Source organism: Sulfuriflexus sp., assembly GCF_032250955.1.
In the GTDB taxonomy this organism is placed as follows: domain Bacteria; phylum Pseudomonadota; class Gammaproteobacteria; order AKS1; family AKS1; genus Sulfuriflexus.
Genome location: NZ_JAVVES010000015.1, coordinates 33,435 through 49,406 on the forward strand (window position 1 = coordinate 33,435; position 15,972 = coordinate 49,406).

General features: G+C 52.0%; 31 protein-coding genes and 1 pseudogene. 1 reads left to right on the forward strand and 31 read right to left on the reverse strand.

The genetic code is table 11. The features are described from left to right. Positions 1-87 precede the first annotated feature (87 nt). On the forward strand, positions 88-804 hold the full coding sequence (locus RQ738_RS04280; RefSeq protein WP_314162310.1) for a response regulator transcription factor: 717 nt from the start codon (positions 88-90) through the stop codon (positions 802-804). Here RQ738_RS04280 and RQ738_RS04285 read toward each other — a convergent pair. The 31 genes and pseudogenes from RQ738_RS04285 to tuf form a co-directional block, all read right to left on the reverse strand. Continuing rightward, entirely contained in the window at positions 801-1,217 is a 417-nt protein-coding gene (locus RQ738_RS04285; RefSeq protein ID WP_314162312.1) for a hypothetical protein, read from the reverse strand. The genes RQ738_RS04280 and RQ738_RS04285 overlap by 4 nt on opposite strands. A 102-nt stretch (positions 1,218-1,319) precedes the next feature. Continuing rightward, the gene (locus RQ738_RS04290; RefSeq protein WP_314162315.1) at positions 1,320-2,042 is read right to left on the reverse strand and encodes an SAM-dependent chlorinase/fluorinase; all 723 of its coding nucleotides are present in this window, start codon (positions 2,040-2,042) and stop codon (positions 1,320-1,322) included. Positions 2,043-2,155: 113 nt separating this feature from the next. After that, a complete protein-coding gene (gene rplQ / locus RQ738_RS04295) occupies positions 2,156-2,554 on the reverse strand; it encodes a 50S ribosomal protein L17 (protein ID WP_314162317.1) in 399 nt (132 codons plus the stop codon). Positions 2,555-2,589: 35 nt separating this feature from the next. After that, positions 2,590-3,591, reverse strand: a complete 1,002-nt coding sequence (locus RQ738_RS04300) for a DNA-directed RNA polymerase subunit alpha (RefSeq protein WP_314162319.1) — start codon at positions 3,589-3,591, stop codon at positions 2,590-2,592. A gap of 52 nt (positions 3,592-3,643) precedes the next feature. After that, positions 3,644-4,270: a 30S ribosomal protein S4 gene (rpsD, locus tag RQ738_RS04305; protein ID WP_314162322.1), complete on the reverse strand. Its 627-nt coding sequence runs from the start codon at positions 4,268-4,270 to the stop codon at positions 3,644-3,646. Positions 4,271-4,286: 16 nt separating this feature from the next. Then, entirely contained in the window at positions 4,287-4,679 is a 393-nt protein-coding gene (gene rpsK / locus RQ738_RS04310) for a 30S ribosomal protein S11 (RefSeq protein WP_126456426.1), read from the reverse strand. A 26-nt stretch (positions 4,680-4,705) separates the two neighbouring features. Then, entirely contained in the window at positions 4,706-5,062 is a 357-nt protein-coding gene (gene rpsM / locus RQ738_RS04315; RefSeq protein ID WP_314162326.1) for a 30S ribosomal protein S13, read from the reverse strand. Positions 5,063-5,178: 116 nt separating this feature from the next. Next, complete coding sequence (gene rpmJ / locus RQ738_RS04320) at positions 5,179-5,292, reverse strand: 50S ribosomal protein L36 (protein WP_126456430.1); 114 nt, start codon at positions 5,290-5,292, stop codon at positions 5,179-5,181. A 55-nt stretch (positions 5,293-5,347) separates the two neighbouring features. Continuing rightward, positions 5,348-6,691 carry a preprotein translocase subunit SecY gene (secY, locus tag RQ738_RS04325; RefSeq protein WP_314162328.1) on the reverse strand — a complete coding sequence of 448 codons (1,344 nt, stop codon included), beginning with the start codon at positions 6,689-6,691 and terminating at the stop codon, positions 5,348-5,350. Next, entirely contained in the window at positions 6,692-7,126 is a 435-nt protein-coding gene (rplO, locus tag RQ738_RS04330) for a 50S ribosomal protein L15 (protein ID WP_314162330.1), read from the reverse strand. Between the two features lie 2 nt (positions 7,127-7,128). Next, on the reverse strand, positions 7,129-7,314 hold the full coding sequence (gene rpmD, locus RQ738_RS04335; RefSeq protein ID WP_314162331.1) for a 50S ribosomal protein L30: 186 nt from the start codon (positions 7,312-7,314) through the stop codon (positions 7,129-7,131). Positions 7,315-7,317: 3 nt separating this feature from the next. Further along, the gene (gene rpsE, locus RQ738_RS04340) at positions 7,318-7,824 is read right to left on the reverse strand and encodes a 30S ribosomal protein S5 (RefSeq protein ID WP_314162335.1); all 507 of its coding nucleotides are present in this window, start codon (positions 7,822-7,824) and stop codon (positions 7,318-7,320) included. Between the two features lie 12 nt (positions 7,825-7,836). Continuing rightward, positions 7,837-8,190, reverse strand: coding sequence for a 50S ribosomal protein L18 (gene rplR, locus RQ738_RS04345; protein ID WP_314162336.1), 354 nt, complete (start codon positions 8,188-8,190; stop codon positions 7,837-7,839). Between the two features lie 12 nt (positions 8,191-8,202). Further along, a complete protein-coding gene (gene rplF / locus RQ738_RS04350) occupies positions 8,203-8,736 on the reverse strand; it encodes a 50S ribosomal protein L6 (RefSeq protein ID WP_314162337.1) in 534 nt (177 codons plus the stop codon). Positions 8,737-8,750: 14 nt separating this feature from the next. Beyond that, entirely contained in the window at positions 8,751-9,146 is a 396-nt protein-coding gene (gene rpsH, locus RQ738_RS04355) for a 30S ribosomal protein S8 (protein ID WP_314162339.1), read from the reverse strand. Between the two features lie 21 nt (positions 9,147-9,167). Further along, complete coding sequence (gene rpsN, locus RQ738_RS04360; protein WP_314162342.1) at positions 9,168-9,473, reverse strand: 30S ribosomal protein S14; 306 nt, start codon at positions 9,471-9,473, stop codon at positions 9,168-9,170. Positions 9,474-9,486: 13 nt separating this feature from the next. Continuing rightward, positions 9,487-10,026, reverse strand: a complete 540-nt coding sequence (gene rplE / locus RQ738_RS04365) for a 50S ribosomal protein L5 (RefSeq protein ID WP_314162343.1) — start codon at positions 10,024-10,026, stop codon at positions 9,487-9,489. Between the two features lie 14 nt (positions 10,027-10,040). After that, the gene (rplX, locus tag RQ738_RS04370; RefSeq protein ID WP_314162346.1) at positions 10,041-10,358 is read right to left on the reverse strand and encodes a 50S ribosomal protein L24; all 318 of its coding nucleotides are present in this window, start codon (positions 10,356-10,358) and stop codon (positions 10,041-10,043) included. Positions 10,359-10,374: 16 nt separating this feature from the next. Then, positions 10,375-10,743 (reverse strand): 50S ribosomal protein L14, encoded by a 369-nt coding sequence (rplN, locus tag RQ738_RS04375; protein WP_314162347.1) that lies wholly within the window; start codon positions 10,741-10,743, stop codon positions 10,375-10,377. A gap of 21 nt (positions 10,744-10,764) precedes the next feature. Next, complete coding sequence (rpsQ, locus tag RQ738_RS04380; RefSeq protein WP_314162348.1) at positions 10,765-11,034, reverse strand: 30S ribosomal protein S17; 270 nt, start codon at positions 11,032-11,034, stop codon at positions 10,765-10,767. After that, positions 11,034-11,228, reverse strand: a complete 195-nt coding sequence (gene rpmC / locus RQ738_RS04385; RefSeq protein WP_314162365.1) for a 50S ribosomal protein L29 — start codon at positions 11,226-11,228, stop codon at positions 11,034-11,036. Before rpmC ends, rpsQ begins: the two co-directional genes overlap by 1 nt. Further along, on the reverse strand, positions 11,228-11,641 hold the full coding sequence (gene rplP, locus RQ738_RS04390; protein WP_314162352.1) for a 50S ribosomal protein L16: 414 nt from the start codon (positions 11,639-11,641) through the stop codon (positions 11,228-11,230). The genes rpmC and rplP overlap by 1 nt, the downstream gene beginning before the upstream one ends. 15 nt (positions 11,642-11,656) lie before the next feature. Further along, on the reverse strand, positions 11,657-12,334 hold the full coding sequence (gene rpsC / locus RQ738_RS04395) for a 30S ribosomal protein S3 (protein WP_314162353.1): 678 nt from the start codon (positions 12,332-12,334) through the stop codon (positions 11,657-11,659). Positions 12,335-12,341: 7 nt separating this feature from the next. Next, positions 12,342-12,677 (reverse strand): 50S ribosomal protein L22, encoded by a 336-nt coding sequence (gene rplV, locus RQ738_RS04400; protein WP_314162354.1) that lies wholly within the window; start codon positions 12,675-12,677, stop codon positions 12,342-12,344. A 13-nt stretch (positions 12,678-12,690) separates the two neighbouring features. Continuing rightward, positions 12,691-12,963, reverse strand: coding sequence for a 30S ribosomal protein S19 (gene rpsS, locus RQ738_RS04405; RefSeq protein ID WP_314162356.1), 273 nt, complete (start codon positions 12,961-12,963; stop codon positions 12,691-12,693). An 18-nt stretch (positions 12,964-12,981) separates the two neighbouring features. Beyond that, complete coding sequence (gene rplB, locus RQ738_RS04410; protein ID WP_314162358.1) at positions 12,982-13,809, reverse strand: 50S ribosomal protein L2; 828 nt, start codon at positions 13,807-13,809, stop codon at positions 12,982-12,984. A 20-nt stretch (positions 13,810-13,829) separates the two neighbouring features. Beyond that, a complete protein-coding gene (gene rplW / locus RQ738_RS04415) occupies positions 13,830-14,120 on the reverse strand; it encodes a 50S ribosomal protein L23 (protein ID WP_314162359.1) in 291 nt (96 codons plus the stop codon). After that, on the reverse strand, positions 14,117-14,737 hold the full coding sequence (gene rplD, locus RQ738_RS04420; protein WP_409929522.1) for a 50S ribosomal protein L4: 621 nt from the start codon (positions 14,735-14,737) through the stop codon (positions 14,117-14,119). Before rplD ends, rplW begins: the two co-directional genes overlap by 4 nt. A 10-nt stretch (positions 14,738-14,747) precedes the next feature. Next, positions 14,748-15,392: a 50S ribosomal protein L3 gene (gene rplC / locus RQ738_RS04425; RefSeq protein WP_314162362.1), complete on the reverse strand. Its 645-nt coding sequence runs from the start codon at positions 15,390-15,392 to the stop codon at positions 14,748-14,750. A gap of 28 nt (positions 15,393-15,420) precedes the next feature. After that, entirely contained in the window at positions 15,421-15,747 is a 327-nt protein-coding gene (gene rpsJ, locus RQ738_RS04430) for a 30S ribosomal protein S10 (RefSeq protein ID WP_314162363.1), read from the reverse strand. A gap of 6 nt (positions 15,748-15,753) precedes the next feature. Continuing rightward, a pseudogene (tuf, locus tag RQ738_RS04435) lies at positions 15,754-15,972 on the reverse strand (elongation factor Tu); the annotation flags it as partial.

A 15,972-nucleotide genomic window follows, 5' to 3' on the forward strand; every position in this document is an offset into this window, starting at 1 on the left:
CCAGACGAGTGTGTTTTTTATATCGACTAATGCACATCGCCGATGTACCAGACGATATCAAGCGTTTAAGAATCGGGGGGAGTGGACTTGCGTATTGCCCTTCTTGAAGACGATGAACACATCGCCAACCTCATCTCGCTGTGGATAGAAGAGGAAGGCCATCATTGCACTATTTTCCCTGACGGGCGAAAAATGCTGAACGCGCTCAAAGCCGGGTCTTTTGACCTCCTCTTGCTTGACTGGATGGTGCCGGAAATCGATGGTGAGGGAGTGCTGCTATGGGTACGTGAGAACCTGAACTGGCGCATTCCCATTGTCTTTTTGACCATGCGTGATAACGAGGAGGACATTGTCAAAATTCTTGGCCTCGGCGCCGACGATTACATCACCAAGCCGATACGACAGAAGGAAATGCTGGCCCGGATCACTGCCCTTGCCCGTCGCGCCAATGTGCTGGATACCGAGAAAAGCGCGAGTGCTGAACTCAAATACGGTCCTTACACGATTCATCTGAAAACCAATACGGTCAGCCGCAATGACGATGCCATCAAGCTGACCAAAAAAGAGTTCGAACTGGTCTTGTTCCTGTTTCGCAATCTCGGCCGCATTGTGTCACGCGGGCATATGCTGGAGAGTGTCTGGGGCCATAGTCAGGACATCAATACCCGCACCGCCGATACGCATATCAGCCGCATTCGTAACAAGCTTGGCCTGCTCCCTGAAAACGGCTGGCGTATCAGTGCGATCTATCACCACGGCTATCGCCTCGAGCAAATTGACGGCGACGAGGCGGTTACACACTAACGTGTCAGGCCGAGTTCCCGGATGACCTTACGCAAGGCCACACGCTGGGATTGCGGCAATTTCATCCATTCCGAAGCGACCTCAAAGGCCTCCTGGCTCAGGGCATCGGCATGCCGGTGCACCTCCGCCTCGGCGTCAAGCATGTCGCCTGCCGATTCGGCAACCTTGTCGCCCTGGCCGGAAAACAGCCAGTTTGAACGAACGTGCAGTTCTGTGGCCAGTTTGACCATTTTCGAGGTCGGCGGGAATTCCTCACCGTCCAGCCATTTCTTTGCCACGCGGTGACTGACGCCGAGCATTCGCACCAGGCTCGACTGACGCCCCATTCCCTTCAGCGGCACACCGGCATCATCGAGGGCCTCGTTCAGACGGGCGGCAAACTTTTGCTTTTCATTATTCGTGATTGTCGTCATGGTTCAATACCTGTCAGGATTGCTTTAACCGCCCTGCGTACACAAAACGGTCACCGTCTAACCGCATTGATGATACCACGTGTGATCCCGGTTGCCACCTGTTCACAGCGGCTGAACAACTGAGCCCAGCTGTAAGCCGGCGAGGCCATCTGCCCGGCCACGATTCACGGCGATTTCAACCAGGCCATTGGCATTCTCGTACCAGAAGGCCTCCCCCTCTGCGACGTCAGAAAATGTCCGCGCGCGCGGAAGTAAGTGCCTACCAACCTTAAGCTTTTGTGTTGGCTCAAACAGCCCCGCACGCATCCCGGAAATGGCATTTCCATAGTGGTCGATATAAACAATGCGGGCCAGGTCGTCCGGCCACTCACCCTCGGGCTGAGGTTCAGTGAATGGCGTACCCGCAGGGAAGATGCCGGTGGCCAGTCTCGCCGCCGCCGGTGCAAACAGGTCACGGCCGTGAAAGCTGGCAGACAGGTGTTCAGGTTGCCAGTCAATACGCCAAAAGCGCGCGGCACGGGCGCGGCGGCTGAGGATATGGAAAAGCCCGTTACCCGGGCCGACATACCAGCGATCATCGATGCGGGCGATGATCGGTTCACGGTTGTGACTGCCCACGCCTGGGTCAACGACACAGACAAAGATGCTTTCGGCCGGAAATTCGCCCACGTATGCCGGTAGCAGGTAGGCCGCTGCCTGGATATCCCAGCATGGCAGATCATCAAACAGGTTGATAATCGCCACTCCCGGTGCCTCTCGGGCCAATACCGCCTGCATCTGGCCGGTATAGGGACCGGGGCCAAAGTCTGTGCAGAGAACAATCATGGCCCAAGCATACTCGCAATTACAGGCATTAAAAAAGCCGGGCAATGCCCGGCGCTATATGAACCACTAAAAAGCCGGGCAATGCCCGGCTTTTAGATACTGCCCATGACGGCTCAGGCTTCGGCGGTCTCAGCCGCTTCAGCTTCATCCGACTCTGGCCGATCGACGAGCTCAACGTAGGCCATCTGCGCCTTGTCACCGGTACGCAGACCACACTTGAGAATACGCAGGTAACCACCAGGACGTTCGGTGTAACGTGGTCCCAGTTCGTTGAACAGCTTGGTCACCAATTCACGGTTACGCAGGCGGTCAAAGGCCAGGCGACGGTTAGCAACACTGTCAGTTTTGGCGAGTGTGATCAATGGCTCTGCTACACGGCGCAATTCCTTGGCCTTCGGCAGTGTTGTCTTGATCAGTTCATGCTCAAACAGCGATGCAGACATGTTACGGAACATGGCCTTGCGATGGCTGCTATTACGATTTAGTTGTCGACCTGATTTACGATGACGCACGTTTATTACCTCAAAACAAAACTGGTGCCTGCTATTTAAGCAGACTGCTTTTCTTTGTCCTGCAAGCTGGCTGGTGGCCAGTTCTCCAGACGCATACCGAGCGACAGGCTACGCTGTGCCAGGACTTCCTTGATCTCAGTCAGCGACTTCTTGCCAAGGTTGGGAGTCTTGAGCAACTCAACCTCGGTGCGCTGAATCAGATCACCAATATAGTAAATACTTTCTGCTTTCAGACAGTTGGCTGAACGAACCGTCAGCTCGAGATCATCAACCGGGCGCAGCAGAATAGGATCAATTTCTTCTTCCTTGGCCTCCGGCTCAGCTTCTTCCTTGCCTTTCAGATCGACGAAGGTAGAAAGCTGTTCCTGCAAGATACTCGCGGCACGGCGAATTGACTCTTCCGGGTCAATGGTGCCATTGGTCTCGAGATCAATAATCAGTTTGTCCAGATCCGTACGCTGCTCAACACGGGCGCTGTCGACTGTGTAATTAACACGGTGCACAGGGCTGAAAGAGGCATCCAGAAGCAGGCGGCCAATCGGGCGTTCTTCTTCTTCGAAAGCGGCTCGCTGGGCTGCTGGCTGGTAGCCACGACCGCGCTCAACTTTCATGGTCATATTCAGATCACCCGCCTTGGTCAGGTTAGCAATAACCAGATCAGGGTTGGATATCTCAACATCATGGGACAACTCAATATCCGCGGCGGTTACAACACCCGGGCCTTTCTTGCTCAGGGTCAGGGTAACTTCATCCCGGCCCGTCATGACGATGGCAAGATTTTTCAGGTTAAGCAGGATATCAATAATATCTTCCTGCACACCTTCAATAGATGTGTACTCGTGTAGCACGCCATCAATTTCAACTTCTGTTACAGCGCAACCTGGCATCGAAGACAACAGAATACGACGCAATGCGTTACCAAGGGTATGACCAAAACCACGTTCCAGTGGCTCAAGGACAACCCTGGCATGACGCTCATTTTTAACCTGTACGTCTACAACGCGTGGTTTCAGGAATTCCGAAACTGAACCTTGCATAGAAAAGGTCCTCTCTCCAATATAGCTAAGTATTTAAGCCAAAGTACCCGAATTACTTCGAGTAGAGTTCGACAACCAGGTGTTCGTTAATCTCTGCTGACAGATCACTGCGCTCAGGTACAGTCTTGAAAACACCACTGAGCTTGCTCAGATCAACATCCAGCCATTCCGGAATGGTACGTTGTTCAGAAAACTTGGCAGAGTGTTTGATACGTAGCTGTTCCTTGGTCTTCTCGGAAACAGCAACCTTATCACTGGCCTTCAACTGGTATGACGGAATCGTCACACGTTGTTCATTCACAGAGATAGCACCATGACGAATCAGCTGACGTGATTCGTTACGTGAAATACCAAAGCCCATGCGATACACAACATTATCCAGACGTGACTCCAGCAGCTGTAAAAGATTGTCACCGGTAGAACCCTTGCGACGGTCAGCTTCCTTGTAGTACATGTGGAACTGCTTTTCGAGGATGCCGTACATGCGACGCAGTTTCTGCTTTTCGCGCAGCTGTGTAGCATAGTCAGACAAACGTGTACGGCGCTGTCCATGCTGCCCCGGAGGGAAGGGACGAGTTTCAATCGCACACTTGCTGGTGTAGCACTTCTCGCCCTTGAGGAACAATTTCTCGCCCTCACGACGGCACAAGCGACATTTAGGACCAATATATCTAGCCAAGGTACTATCTCCTGCCTTAAACGCGGCGTTTTTTCGGTGGGCGACAACCGTTATGTGGAATCGGTGTCACATCAGTAATGTTGGTAATCTTGAAGCCCTGTCCATTAAAGGCGCGGACAGCAGATTCGCGACCAGGACCGGGACCCTTCACATTGACTTCCATGTTTTTCATACCCATGTCCTGCACCATCTTGCCAACACGCTCAGCGGCAACCTGTGCAGCGAACGGGGTGCTCTTACGTGAGCCACGGAAACCGGAACCACCGGCCGTCGCCCATGCCAGGGCATTACCCTGACGGTCAGTGACCGTAATAATGGTGTTATTGAAGGACGCGTGGATGTGCGCAATGCCATCAACGACATTCTTCTTGATTTTCTTGCGAGGGGCCTTGGAAGCTGGCTTTGCCATAACTGTAACCTGTTATCCTAATAATCTTATCGACGGATCGGCTTACGCGGACCCTTACGTGTGCGGGCGTTGGTCTTGGTACGCTGACCACGCAGCGGCAAACCACGGCGGTGACGCAATCCACGGTAGCAACCAAGGTCCATCAGACGCTTGATATTCATTGATACTTCGCGGCGCAAATCACCTTCAACGACGGTCTTGCTCACTTCAGCACGCAGCGCTTCCACCTGGTCTTCGGTCAGGTCTCTGACCTTGATTTCAGGTGCTACACCGGCATGGCTGCAGATGTTACGCGCACTGGTGTTACCAATGCCGTAAATCGAAGTCAGCGCTATGACCGTGTGTTTCTGCGCTGGAATGTTGATTCCTGCTATTCGGGCCATTCTCAATACTCTCCAACAATCAATCGCTTAAACGGGCGATGCAACCGGCCACAATGGCTGGCTGAAAAGCCCGCAAGTATACTGTTTTTGCTTCCTAAATACCAATCACGTCAGCATTAACCCTGACGCTGCTTGTGTCGTGCGTTTTTACAGATAACCCGCACAACACCCTTACGCCGAATAACCCGGCAATTACGGCACAACTTTTTAACGGAGGCACGCACCTTCATCGTCTTGCTCCAGTATTTACTGTTAATTCAAACACTTACCACGTATAACCAAGGTTTAACGCAGCCCGCCGCCCTTCAGGTTGGCTTTCTTCAGTAACCCCTCATACTGATGTGACATGAGGTGTGACTGCACTTGTGCCATGAAGTCCATCACGACAATCACAATGATCAGCAGTGATGTCCCGCCAAAATAAAATGGCACCTGCCAGGTCAAAATCAAAAATTCGGGCAACAGACAGACAGCCGTGATGTACAGCGCACCTACCATCGTCAGTCGTGACAGCACCCCGTCAATATACCTGGCTGTCTGTTCACCCGGGCGTATCCCCGGAATGAATGCCCCTGACTTCTTCAAATTATCCGCGGTATCCTTGGAATTGAACACCAGGGCCGTATAGAAGAAGCAGAAAAATATAATCGCTACTGCATAGAACGCCACGTACAGGGGCTGGCCCGGGCCAAGCTTGGCGGCAATATCTGCCATCCATTCCATACCCTCTGACTGGCTGAACCAGCTACCCAGGGTAGCCGGAAACAAAATAATACTTGAAGCAAAAATAGGTGGAATCACCCCCGCCATATTCAGCTTCAGTGGCAGATGCGAGGTCGTGCCACCATACATTTTTCGACCCTGCTGGCGCTTTGCATAGTTAACCGTGATGCGACGCTGACCACGTTCAACAAAGACCACGAAGGCAATCACAGCCAGGGCCAGGACAAACAGGAACAGGGTCAACGCTGCCGGTAACTGACCGGTGCGCGACAATTCCATTGTTCCGCCGATCGCGGCTGGCAAACCTGCCACGATGCCCGCGAAAATAATCATTGAGATACCGTTACCAATACCCCGTTCAGTTATCTGTTCACCCAGCCACATCAGGAACATCGTTCCAGTCACCAGCGATACAGCAGCAGTAAAGATAAAGCCGGTTCCCGGAGTCGGAACCACCGCGCCACCGCCGATGCTCTGATTTTGCAGGGCAACCGCAATCCCGATTGCCTGAAATGTAGCCAGTACCACCGTGCCGCGACGTGTGTACTGTGTAATCTTGCGACGCCCGGCCTCGCCTTCCTTTTTCAACTGTTCCAGCTTCGGCATCACCACTGTCAGCAGTTGCATAATGATCGATGCCGAAATATACGGCATGATGCCCAGTGCAAACAACGACATCCGCTCCAGGGCGCCACCTGAAAACATGTTGAACATGCCCAGAATACCGTCGCGTTGTTGGTCAAACAGTGCTGCCATGGCTTCCGGATTAACACCCGGAACAGGAATAAATGTGCCAATACGGAAGATCAGCAGGGCACCCAGCACGAAAAACAGACGTTGTCTGACTTCTGTGAGCCTCCCGGCTCCACCGAGACCTGCCGCCATTGCTGAACCCGAAGTCGACATTTAGTCTTCGATCTTTCCGCCAGCTGCTTCGATGGCTTCGCGGGCACCCTTGGTGCACTTGATACCACGAACGGTTACCGCTGTAGTGATTTCACCTGAAGCAATAATCTTCACACGTTTCGTGTTATTACCGATTACGTTGGCTTTTTTCAGGTTATCCAGATCCACGACACCATCAGCGCAACAGGCCAGCTCATGCAGGCGAATTTCATCTGTCGTCATACCTACGCGGGAAGTAAAGCCACGCTTGGGCAAACGGCGCTGGATAGGCATCTGGCCGCCTTCAAAACCAACCTTATGGTAACCACCGGAACGGGCGTGCTGTCCCTTGTGACCACGGCCACCCGTCTTGCCAAGACCAGAACCGATACCACGGCCAACGCGCTTGGGGTCTTTTTTGCTGCCATCAGCAGGCTTTAATGTGTTCAGACGCATGTTCATGCTTCCTCTACCTTCAGCATGTATGCAACTTTGTTGATCATGCCGCGATTCTCGGGTGTGTCCATTACTTCTACAGTATGGTGCATACGACGCAATCCCAGACCAGCAACACAGGCCTTGTGCCTGGGAAGTCGCTTACAGGTGCTGCGCACGAGTGTTACCTTGAGCATTTTATTCGCCATGACTTACCCCAGGATCTCTTCTACGGTCTTGCCGCGCTTGGCAGCCATCTGATCTGGAGAAACCATGCTCTTCAGACCATTCATGGTGGCGCGGACAACATTAATCGGGTTATTTGTACCGATACACTTGGCGAGAACATTGTGTACGCCAACCACTTCGAAGACAGCGCGCATGGCACCACCGGCAATAATACCGGTACCGGCTGAAGCTGGCTGCATGTGTACCTTTGCTGCGCCGTGCTTGCCGAGAATGGTGTGTTGCAGTGTGTTTTCCTTCAGGTCAACCTGAATCATGTTACGACGAGAGGCTTCCATAGCCTTGGCAATCGCAGCGGGCACTTCGCGTGCCTTGCCGTAACCAAAACCGACCTTGCCGTTACCGTCACCGACCACTGCCAGTGCTGTAAAGCTAAAGATACGACCACCCTTGACCACCTTGGCGACACGGTTAACGTGCACCAGTTTTTCAATGTAATCGTCCTGCTTCTGTGCTGTATCAAACTTAGCCATGACTTAACCCTGTTAAAACTGCAGACCATTTTCACGGGCTGCATCAGCCAGTGCTTTGATTCGACCGTGGAACTTGAAACCGGAACGGTCAAATGCTACCTCTGTAATACCGGCCTTTATGGCGCGCTCGGCGATAATCTTACCGACCTCTGCAGCTGCAGCAGTATTACCAGTTGCCTTTACGGTTTTCTTTACTTCTGCGTCAAGTGTTGAGGCACTGGCCAACACTTGACTACCGTTAGGCGCGATCAACTGTACATACATATGACGCGGAGTGCGGTGTACGCTCAGGCGGTGTGCGCCCAATTCACGGATCTTGCTACGGGCACGCAGTGCACGTCGCAGACGAGAGGCTTTTTTATCCATTGATCGGCTACCTTACTTCTTCTTCGCTTCTTTACGGATGATATGCTCACCTGCAAAGCGAATACCTTTACCTTTATACGGCTCCGGCGGACGCCATGCGCGAATTTCTGCGCATACCTGGCCGACGAGCTGCTTGTCGACACCCTTTACGACAATTTCTGTCTGGCTGGGTGTTTCAATTGTGACTCCTTCCGGAATCGCATAGTTAACCGGGTGAGACAGACCGAGCGTCAGGTCCAGAACCTGGCCCTTGGCCTGGGCACGATAACCCACACCAACCAGTTCCATCTTGCGCTCAAAGCCCTGGCTGACACCAGTAACCATGTTATTAACGAGTGCACGGGTCGTTCCCGCAAGCGCATTGGCCTGCTTGTCATGACTACGTGCAGCAAAGGTCAGCACATTGTCAGTCTGTGTAACTTCTACAGCCTGATGAATGTTATGGGCCAATGTACCCTTACTGCCTTTTACACTGATCTGTTGCCCGGCAAGCGTGATTTCCACACCACTTGGCAGTTCAACAGGTTGGTTTGCTATTCTGGACATTTAACTGACCTAACTTATGCTACGTAACAAAGAATCTCACCGCCGCAACCTTCCTTGCGTGCAGCGCGATCTGTCATCACACCTTTCGATGTAGAGACGATTGCAATACCCATACCGTTAACCACCTTCGGCAGGTCGTCGGCAGCCTTGTAAGAACGCAGACCAGGGCGGCTAACGCGCTTGATCATATCGATGACCGGCTTACCTTCATAATACTTAAGCGTAATACTCAGTTCAGGCTTGTTACTATTATCAGCAACAGCGTAGTCTGCAATGAAACCTTCATCTTTCAGCACTTTGGCAATAGACACCTTCTGCTTCGAGGAAGGCATGCTTACATCAACCTTTTTTGCCATCTGCCCGTTACGAATACGGGTCAGCATGTCAGCGATTGGGTCGTTCATACTCATGAGCTTATTCCTAAATCCTGATTACCAGCTGGCCTTGACCAGACCTGGAACATCACCACGCATGGCAGCTTCGCGAAGCTTGTTACGTGACAAACCAAATTTTCGATAATAACCGTGTGGGCGACCGGTCAGGTTGCAGCGGTTACGCTTACGAACCGTACTGGAATCACGCGGCAGTGAGTGAAACTGCTTGTAAGCCAGATCATATTCATCATCACTCAGGCTCGGATCCTTGAGTTTTGCCTTAAGCTCGGCACGCTTGTTTGCATACCTGGCAGCAAGCTTTGCACGTTTGAGCTCACGGTTAATCATCGATTTCTTTGCCATGCCAGTCTTATCCTCAGTTCTTGAACGGGAAGTTGAACGCTTTCAGCAGCGCACGACCTTCCTCGTCACTCTTGGCGGTGGTGGTAATTGTAATGTCCATACCGCGGATGGTATCGATTTTATCGTAATCGATTTCAGGGAACATAATCTGTTCCTTAACACCCATGCTGTAGTTACCACGGCCGTCAAAAGACTTGCCATTCAGACCACGGAAGTCTCGAATACGTGGAATCGCAACACTAATCAGGCGATCCAGGAATTCGTACATACGCTGGCTACGCAAGGTAACCTTGCAGCCAATCGGATAACCTTCACGGATCTTGAAGCCGGCAACAGACTTGCGTGCAACTGTTACGACAGGCTTCTGACCAGAGATCTGGGTCATGTCACTAACAGCGTGCTCCATGACCTTCTTGTCATCTATAGCTTCGCCGACACCCATATTGAGTGTAATTTTTTCGATATGTGGCACTTCCATCACGCTCTTGTAGCCGAATTGTTCCATCAGCTGCTTAACGATAGTGTCACGATACTGTTCTCGCAGTCTTGCCATGCTCTGCACCTGATTTACGCGTCAACAACTTCGTTGTTGGATTTGAAATAACGTACCTTGCGACCGTCATCGAGGACCTTAAAGCCAATACGATCAGCTTTACCGGTTGCAGGGTTGTACAGGCCAACATTAGAAGCATGCAGAGGCATTTCTTTCTCAATGATGCCACCAGCAATCCCTATCTGCGGGTTTGCTTTTGTGTGACGTTTGGCCATATTAATGTTCTCAACCAGAACACGGTTATCGTCCATAATGCGGATAACGTTACCGCGACGACCCTTGTCCTTACCAGTCAGAACTACGACTTCATCACCTTTCTTGATTCTATTCATAACTGAATCCCCAGGCTTAAAGCACTTCTGGCGCAAGAGAAATAATTTTCATAAATTTCTCACTACGCAGTTCACGAGTTACCGGGCCAAAGATACGAGTACCAATTGGCTGGTGAGCAGCATTCAGCAGCACAGCTGCATTGCCATCAAAACGGATCAAGGAACCATCCGGACGACGAACACCCTTTCTTGTACGAACGACAACGGCATTATAGACGTCACCCTTCTTAACCTTGCCGCGCGGAATCGCTTCCTTAACAGTGACTTTGATAATGTCACCAACACGGGCGTAACGACGATGTGAGCCGCCGAGAACCTTGATGCACATGAGACGACGTGCACCACTGTTATCAGCCACATCAAGCATTGTTTGCATCTGAATCATGGTCTTACTACCTTTTCGCCTTTACGCCTGATTCGCTTGTTCAACGACCTTGACCAGTGTCCAGTTCTTGCTTTTGGACATTGGCCGGCATTGAGCGATTGTTACGAGATCACCCTGACGGCATTCGTTGTTCTCATCGTGCGCATGCATCTTTGTAGAACGACGAATATATTTTTTATAAAGCGGATGCGGCACACGGCGCTCTACCAGCACTGTGATGCTTTTGTCCATCTTGTCGCTAACCACACGGCCGGTAACCATGCGTTGCAAGTTTTCCTGCTGTTCACTCATTACGCGGTACCTGCCTTCTGGTTCAACACAGTCTTGACGCGCGCAATATTGCGACGCACGTCTTTCAGCAGATGCGGTTTGGCCAGCTGACCAGTGCCTTTCTGCATGCGCAGATTGAACTGTTCACGTGCCAGTTCAAGCAGATCCTTGTTCAGATCTTCTACGCTCTTGTTTTTCAATTCACTTGCCTTCATCACATCACCGTCCGCGTCACAAAGCTTGTCTTAAGTGGAAGCTTGGCGGCAGCAAGGCGGAACGCTTCACGCGCCACATCTTCGGCAACACCTTCCATTTCATAAAGCATCCGACCTGGCTGAATCTGGGCAACCCAGTACTCAACATTACCCTTACCTTTACCCATACGTACTTCAAGCGGTTTCTTTGAAATCGGCTTGTCCGGGAAAACGCGGATCCAGATCTTGCCACCACGCTTGATGTAACGGGTCATAGCACGACGAGCCGCCTCAATCTGGCGCGCAGTAATGCGACCGCGATCATCGGCACGCAGACCAAAGTCACCAAAGCTGACCTTGTTACCGCTCTGCGCCAGGCCACGGTTGCGGCCTTTCATCTGCTTACGGAATTTTGTTCGTTTTGGCTGCAGCATCTATCAATACCCCTATTAGCTTGCCGCGGCCTTCTCAGGCGCTGCGACGACGGTGTCTTCACGACCACCAATCACTTCACCCTTGAAGATCCAGACTTTTACACCAATGATGCCGTAAGTCGTATTCGCTTCGGCAAAGCCATAGTCAATATCTGCGCGCAGGGTGTGCAACGGCACACGACCTTCGCGGTACCATTCGGTACGCGCAATTTCAGCACCGTTCAGACGGCCGGCAACATTGATACGAATACCCTGTGCGCCGAGACGCATGGTGTTTGTTACCGCGCGCTTCATGGCGCGACGAAACATAATACGGCGCTCAAGCTGCTGGGCAATATTTTCCGCTACCAGGTACGCATCCAGCTCAGGCTTGCGAATTTCTTCAATGCTGATGTGCACGGGCACACCCATCATCCTGGAAACTGTCTTGCGCAGAACGTCGATGTCCTCACCCTTCTTGCCGATAACAATACCGGGACGAGCAGTATGGATCGTAATGCGCGCGTTATTCGCGGGACGCTCAATCTGGACATTACTCACAGAGGCAGCTGACAGCTTCTTTTTCAAAAACTCGCGCACCTTCAAATCGATGTACAAGTACTTTGCATAATCTTTACTATCCGCATACCACTTCGACGTCCAGTCTTTGACGATGCCGAGGCGGATACCAATTGGATGTACTTTCTGACCCATTACAACCTCACTTCTCGTCTGAAACCGTCACAGTAATGTGACAGCTACGTTTCAGAATCTGGTTCGCACGACCACGTGCGCGAGCACGCCAGCGCTTCATTGTCTTACCTTCATCAACAAAAATTGTTGACACCTTCAGCTCGTCAATATCAGCACCTTCATTGTGTTCAGCATTGGAAATCGCTGACATCAGTACTTTTTTGACGATCTGCGCGGCCTTCTTCGGGCTAAAAGCCAGAATATCAATCGCGCCTTCTACGGACTTGCCGCGGATCTGGTCTGCAACGAGTCGGCACTTCTGCGCCGAAATACGTGCACCACTTAATTTTGCATTGACCTGCATGCTCGTAATCTCCTTACCTGGACTTCTTGTCAGCCACGTGACCCTTGAAGGTACGTGTGGCGGCAAATTCACCCAGCTTGTGACCAACCATGTTTTCAGTGACAAGCACCGGTACATGTTGACGACCGTTATGCACGGCAATTGTCAGGCCAAGCATTTCAGGCACGATCATGGAACGACGCGACCAGGTCTTGATTGGTCGCTTGTTGTTGGTCTCGACAGCCTCGTTTACCTTCTTCGTGAGATGAAGGTCTACAAATGGCCCTTTAGTAATGGAACGTGGCACGCTTCTATTCCTCTATTTTTACTTCGCGCTACGACGACGCACGATCATTTTGTCAGTGCGCTTGTTGCTACGCGTCTTGTAACCCTTGGTGGGTACACCCCAGGGTGTCACAGGGTGACGGCCACCGGAAGTACGGCCTTCACCACCACCATGCGGATGGTCTACCGGGTTCATCACCACACCGCGAACGGTTGGACGAACACCACGCCAGCGTGTTGCACCGGCCTTACCCAGCTTACGCAGGTTATGTTCTGACATACCGACTTCACCTATCGTGGCGCGGCAGTCAATGTGAATCTTGCGCATTTCGCCAGAACGCAAACGCAGGGTGGCGTAGATACCTTCCCTGGCGACCAGCTGTGCGGAGGTGCCGGCACTACGTGCCATCTGGGCACCCTTACCTGGCTTCATCTCAAGGCAGTGAACCGTACTACCAACCGGGATGTTACGCAGCGGCAGGCAATTACCCGCCTTGATTGGCGCATCGGCACCGGATACGAGTACCGCACCTGCTTTTATACCCTTGGGCGCGATAATGTAACGACGTTCACCGTCCGCATACAGTAACAGGGCAATGTGGGCAGTCCGGTTCGGGTCATATTCAATACGCTCTACCTTGGCATCGATACCATCCTTGTTGCGACGGAAATCGATAATGCGATAGTGCTGTTTATGACCACCACCACGGTGGCGCACAGTGATACGGCCATTGTTATTGCGGCCCGCATTCTTTGACTTCTTCTCAAGCAGAGGTGCATGAGGAGCACCCTTGTGCAGATCCGGCGTCTTAATCTGGACGACGAAGCGGCGACCCGCTGAGGTTGGTTTTGCCTTTACTACTGCCATTGCCGTAACCCTTATTTATCTCAGGCTGATACGAAATCGATGTCTTGACCCGGTTTCAGGCAAACAATAGCCTTCTTCCAGTTCGGACGCTTACCAGGGGTGCGCGTGTACTTCATCTTGCCGCGCACATTCATCGTTTTCACATCAGCAACTTCAACTTCAAACAGCTGTTCAACTGCACGCTTGATCTCACGCTTGGTGGCATCAACCGCTACCTTGAAAATAAACTGACCGGACTTGTCAGCGGCCAGCGTGCTCTTTTCAGAAATATGCGGAGCAAAGATTATATTCAGAAGACGTTCCTGATTCATGCCAGATTCTCCTCAATTTTCTTCAGTGCATCCACGGTCACCAGCACCTTCTCAAAGCGAACCAGGTCGAGCGGGTTCACACCGGAAACATCGATGACATCGATCTTCGGGATATTGCGTGCTGACAGGTATAGATTCTCGTCCATGGCTTCGGTGACAATCAGGGCATTATCAATACCCAGCTTGCTCAGTTTGTCTGCCATTTCCTTGGTCTTTGCGGCTTCGCTGTCAAACTTGTCGACAACCACGAGGCGTTCCTGGCGAAGCAATTCAGACAGGATTGACTTGATCGCGCCGCGGTACATCTTGCGGTTAACCTTCTGCGACCAGTCCTTCGGCACAGCGGCGAATGTCTTGCCACCAGTACGCCAAATCGGACCACGCGTGGTACCCGCACGGGCGCGGCCCGTACCTTTCTGCGCGAAAGGCTTGGCACCGCCGCCGCTGACTGCACTGCGGTTCTTGTGTGCACGGGTACCGGCCCGGCCACCTGCCTGATAGGCAGTGACGACCTGGTGTACGAGTGCTTCGTTAAAATCGCGGCCAAACACATCATCAGAGACGCTTATGCTCTTTGATGAAGCCTTGCCGGTTGCCGTTGTCAGTTTCAGATCCACAACTATGTCCTCAACTACGTGCCTTAACGGCAGGTATAACCATTACATTGCCGTTCTTGGCGCCTGGGACGGCACCCTTAATCAGCAACAGGTTGTTTTCAGCATCAACGCGAACAACTTCGAGAGTCTGTTGCGTTTTCCGTACGTTACCCATGTGCCCTGACATCTTCTTGCCCTTGAACACACGGCCAGGTGTCTGGTTTTGACCAATCGAACCGTTGGAGCGATGCGACAGTGAGTTGCCGTGCGTGGCATCCTGCATGTGGAAGTTATGACGCTTCACACCACCCTGGAAACCCTTACCGATACTGGTACCGGTAACATCCACTTTCTGGCCTTCTGCAAAGATGTCGACCTTGATCTCGCCACCGGCGGCAAAATCTTCACCTTCACCGTCTGCCAGACGGAATTCCCAGAGACCGCGACCGGCTTCAACACCTGCCTTGGCAAAATGACCTGCCAGGGCCCTGGTGACGCGTGAAGCACGACGTGCGCCGGTAGTTACCTGTACAGCGCGGTAACCATCGCGATCACCTGTCTTCATCTGCGTGATGCGGTTCGGGTCCACTTCAATTACTGTCACAGGAATTGAAGCACCCTCATCTGTAAAGATGCGTGTCATTCCAACCTTGCGACCAATTACACCGATAGTCATTACTTTTTCTCTCTCGGGCCTACAGCTCTCAATTCAGCTTGATTTGCACATCAACACCGGCAGCCAGATCCAGTTTCATCAAGGCATCTACAGTCTTGTCAGTCGGATCGACGATGTCCATCAGGCGCTTGTGGGTACGAATTTCATACTGGTCACGTGCGTCCTTATTGACATGCGGTGAAATCAACACAGTAAAACGTTCTTTCCGCGTAGGCAGTGGGATAGGACCACGAACCTGTGCGCCTGTGCGACGTGCAGTTTCTACGATTTCACGCGCAGACTGATCGATCAGACGATGATCAAAAGCCTTCAGGCGAATACGTATACGTTGGTTTTCTACAGCTGCCTTAGCCATTTAACTTTACTCGATAATCTTGGCGACGACGCCGGCACCAACGGTGCGGCCACCTTCGCGAATTGCAAAACGAAGACCTTCTTCCATCGCAATCGGGGCGATCAGGGTTACGGTCATCTTGACGTTATCACCCGGCATCACCATCTCGATACCTTCCGGCAGGTCACAAGCCCCTGTCACGTCGGTAGTACGGAAATAGAACTGCGGACGGTAACCGTTAAAGAA

Coding starts and splice junctions, on each gene's coding strand:
- rpmC (WP_314162365.1), bottom strand. CDS start 11,228: ATGAAGGCAAGTGAATTGAAAAACAAGAGCGTAGAAGATCTGAACAAG.
- rplP (WP_314162352.1), bottom strand. CDS start 11,641: ATGCTGCAGCCAAAACGAACAAAATTCCGTAAGCAGATGAAAGGCCGC.
- rpmJ (WP_126456430.1), bottom strand. CDS start 5,292: ATGAAGGTGCGTGCCTCCGTTAAAAAGTTGTGCCGTAATTGCCGGGTT.
- rpsK (WP_126456426.1), bottom strand. CDS start 4,679: ATGGCAAAGCCAGCTTCCAAGGCCCCTCGCAAGAAAATCAAGAAGAAT.
- rplO (WP_314162330.1), bottom strand. CDS start 7,126: ATGCGTCTGAACACATTAAAGCCTGCTGATGGCAGCAAAAAAGACCCC.
- rpsC (WP_314162353.1), bottom strand. CDS start 12,334: ATGGGTCAGAAAGTACATCCAATTGGTATCCGCCTCGGCATCGTCAAA.
- rplV (WP_314162354.1), bottom strand. CDS start 12,677: ATGCAGGTCAATGCAAAATTAAGTGGTGCACGTATTTCGGCGCAGAAG.
- rplW (WP_314162359.1), bottom strand. CDS start 14,120: ATGAATCAGGAACGTCTTCTGAATATAATCTTTGCTCCGCATATTTCT.
- rplB (WP_314162358.1), bottom strand. CDS start 13,809: ATGGCAGTAGTAAAGGCAAAACCAACCTCAGCGGGTCGCCGCTTCGTC.
- rplR (WP_314162336.1), bottom strand. CDS start 8,190: ATGGATAAAAAAGCCTCTCGTCTGCGACGTGCACTGCGTGCCCGTAGC.
- rpsM (WP_314162326.1), bottom strand. CDS start 5,062: ATGGCCCGAATAGCAGGAATCAACATTCCAGCGCAGAAACACACGGTC.
- rpmD (WP_314162331.1), bottom strand. CDS start 7,314: ATGGCGAATAAAATGCTCAAGGTAACACTCGTGCGCAGCACCTGTAAG.
- rpsQ (WP_314162348.1), bottom strand. CDS start 11,034: ATGAGTGAACAGCAGGAAAACTTGCAACGCATGGTTACCGGCCGTGTG.
- rplE (WP_314162343.1), bottom strand. CDS start 10,026: ATGGCAAGACTGCGAGAACAGTATCGTGACACTATCGTTAAGCAGCTG.
- rplN (WP_314162347.1), bottom strand. CDS start 10,743: ATGATTCAGATGCAAACAATGCTTGATGTGGCTGATAACAGTGGTGCA.
- RQ738_RS04300 (WP_314162319.1), bottom strand. CDS start 3,591: ATGCAAGGTTCAGTTTCGGAATTCCTGAAACCACGCGTTGTAGACGTA.
- rpsN (WP_314162342.1), bottom strand. CDS start 9,473: ATGGCAAAGAAATCGATGATTAACCGTGAGCTCAAACGTGCAAAGCTT.
- rpsH (WP_314162339.1), bottom strand. CDS start 9,146: ATGAGTATGAACGACCCAATCGCTGACATGCTGACCCGTATTCGTAAC.
- rplC (WP_314162362.1), bottom strand. CDS start 15,392: ATGACTATCGGTGTAATTGGTCGCAAGGTTGGAATGACACGCATCTTT.
- rpsJ (WP_314162363.1), bottom strand. CDS start 15,747: ATGGCTAAGGCAGCTGTAGAAAACCAACGTATACGTATTCGCCTGAAG.
- rplX (WP_314162346.1), bottom strand. CDS start 10,358: ATGAATAGAATCAAGAAAGGTGATGAAGTCGTAGTTCTGACTGGTAAG.
- RQ738_RS04285 (WP_314162312.1), bottom strand. CDS start 1,217: ATGACGACAATCACGAATAATGAAAAGCAAAAGTTTGCCGCCCGTCTG.
- rplF (WP_314162337.1), bottom strand. CDS start 8,736: ATGTCCAGAATAGCAAACCAACCTGTTGAACTGCCAAGTGGTGTGGAA.
- rpsE (WP_314162335.1), bottom strand. CDS start 7,824: ATGGCTAAGTTTGATACAGCACAGAAGCAGGACGATTACATTGAAAAA.
- RQ738_RS04290 (WP_314162315.1), bottom strand. CDS start 2,042: ATGATTGTTCTCTGCACAGACTTTGGCCCCGGTCCCTATACCGGCCAG.
- secY (WP_314162328.1), bottom strand. CDS start 6,691: ATGTCGACTTCGGGTTCAGCAATGGCGGCAGGTCTCGGTGGAGCCGGG.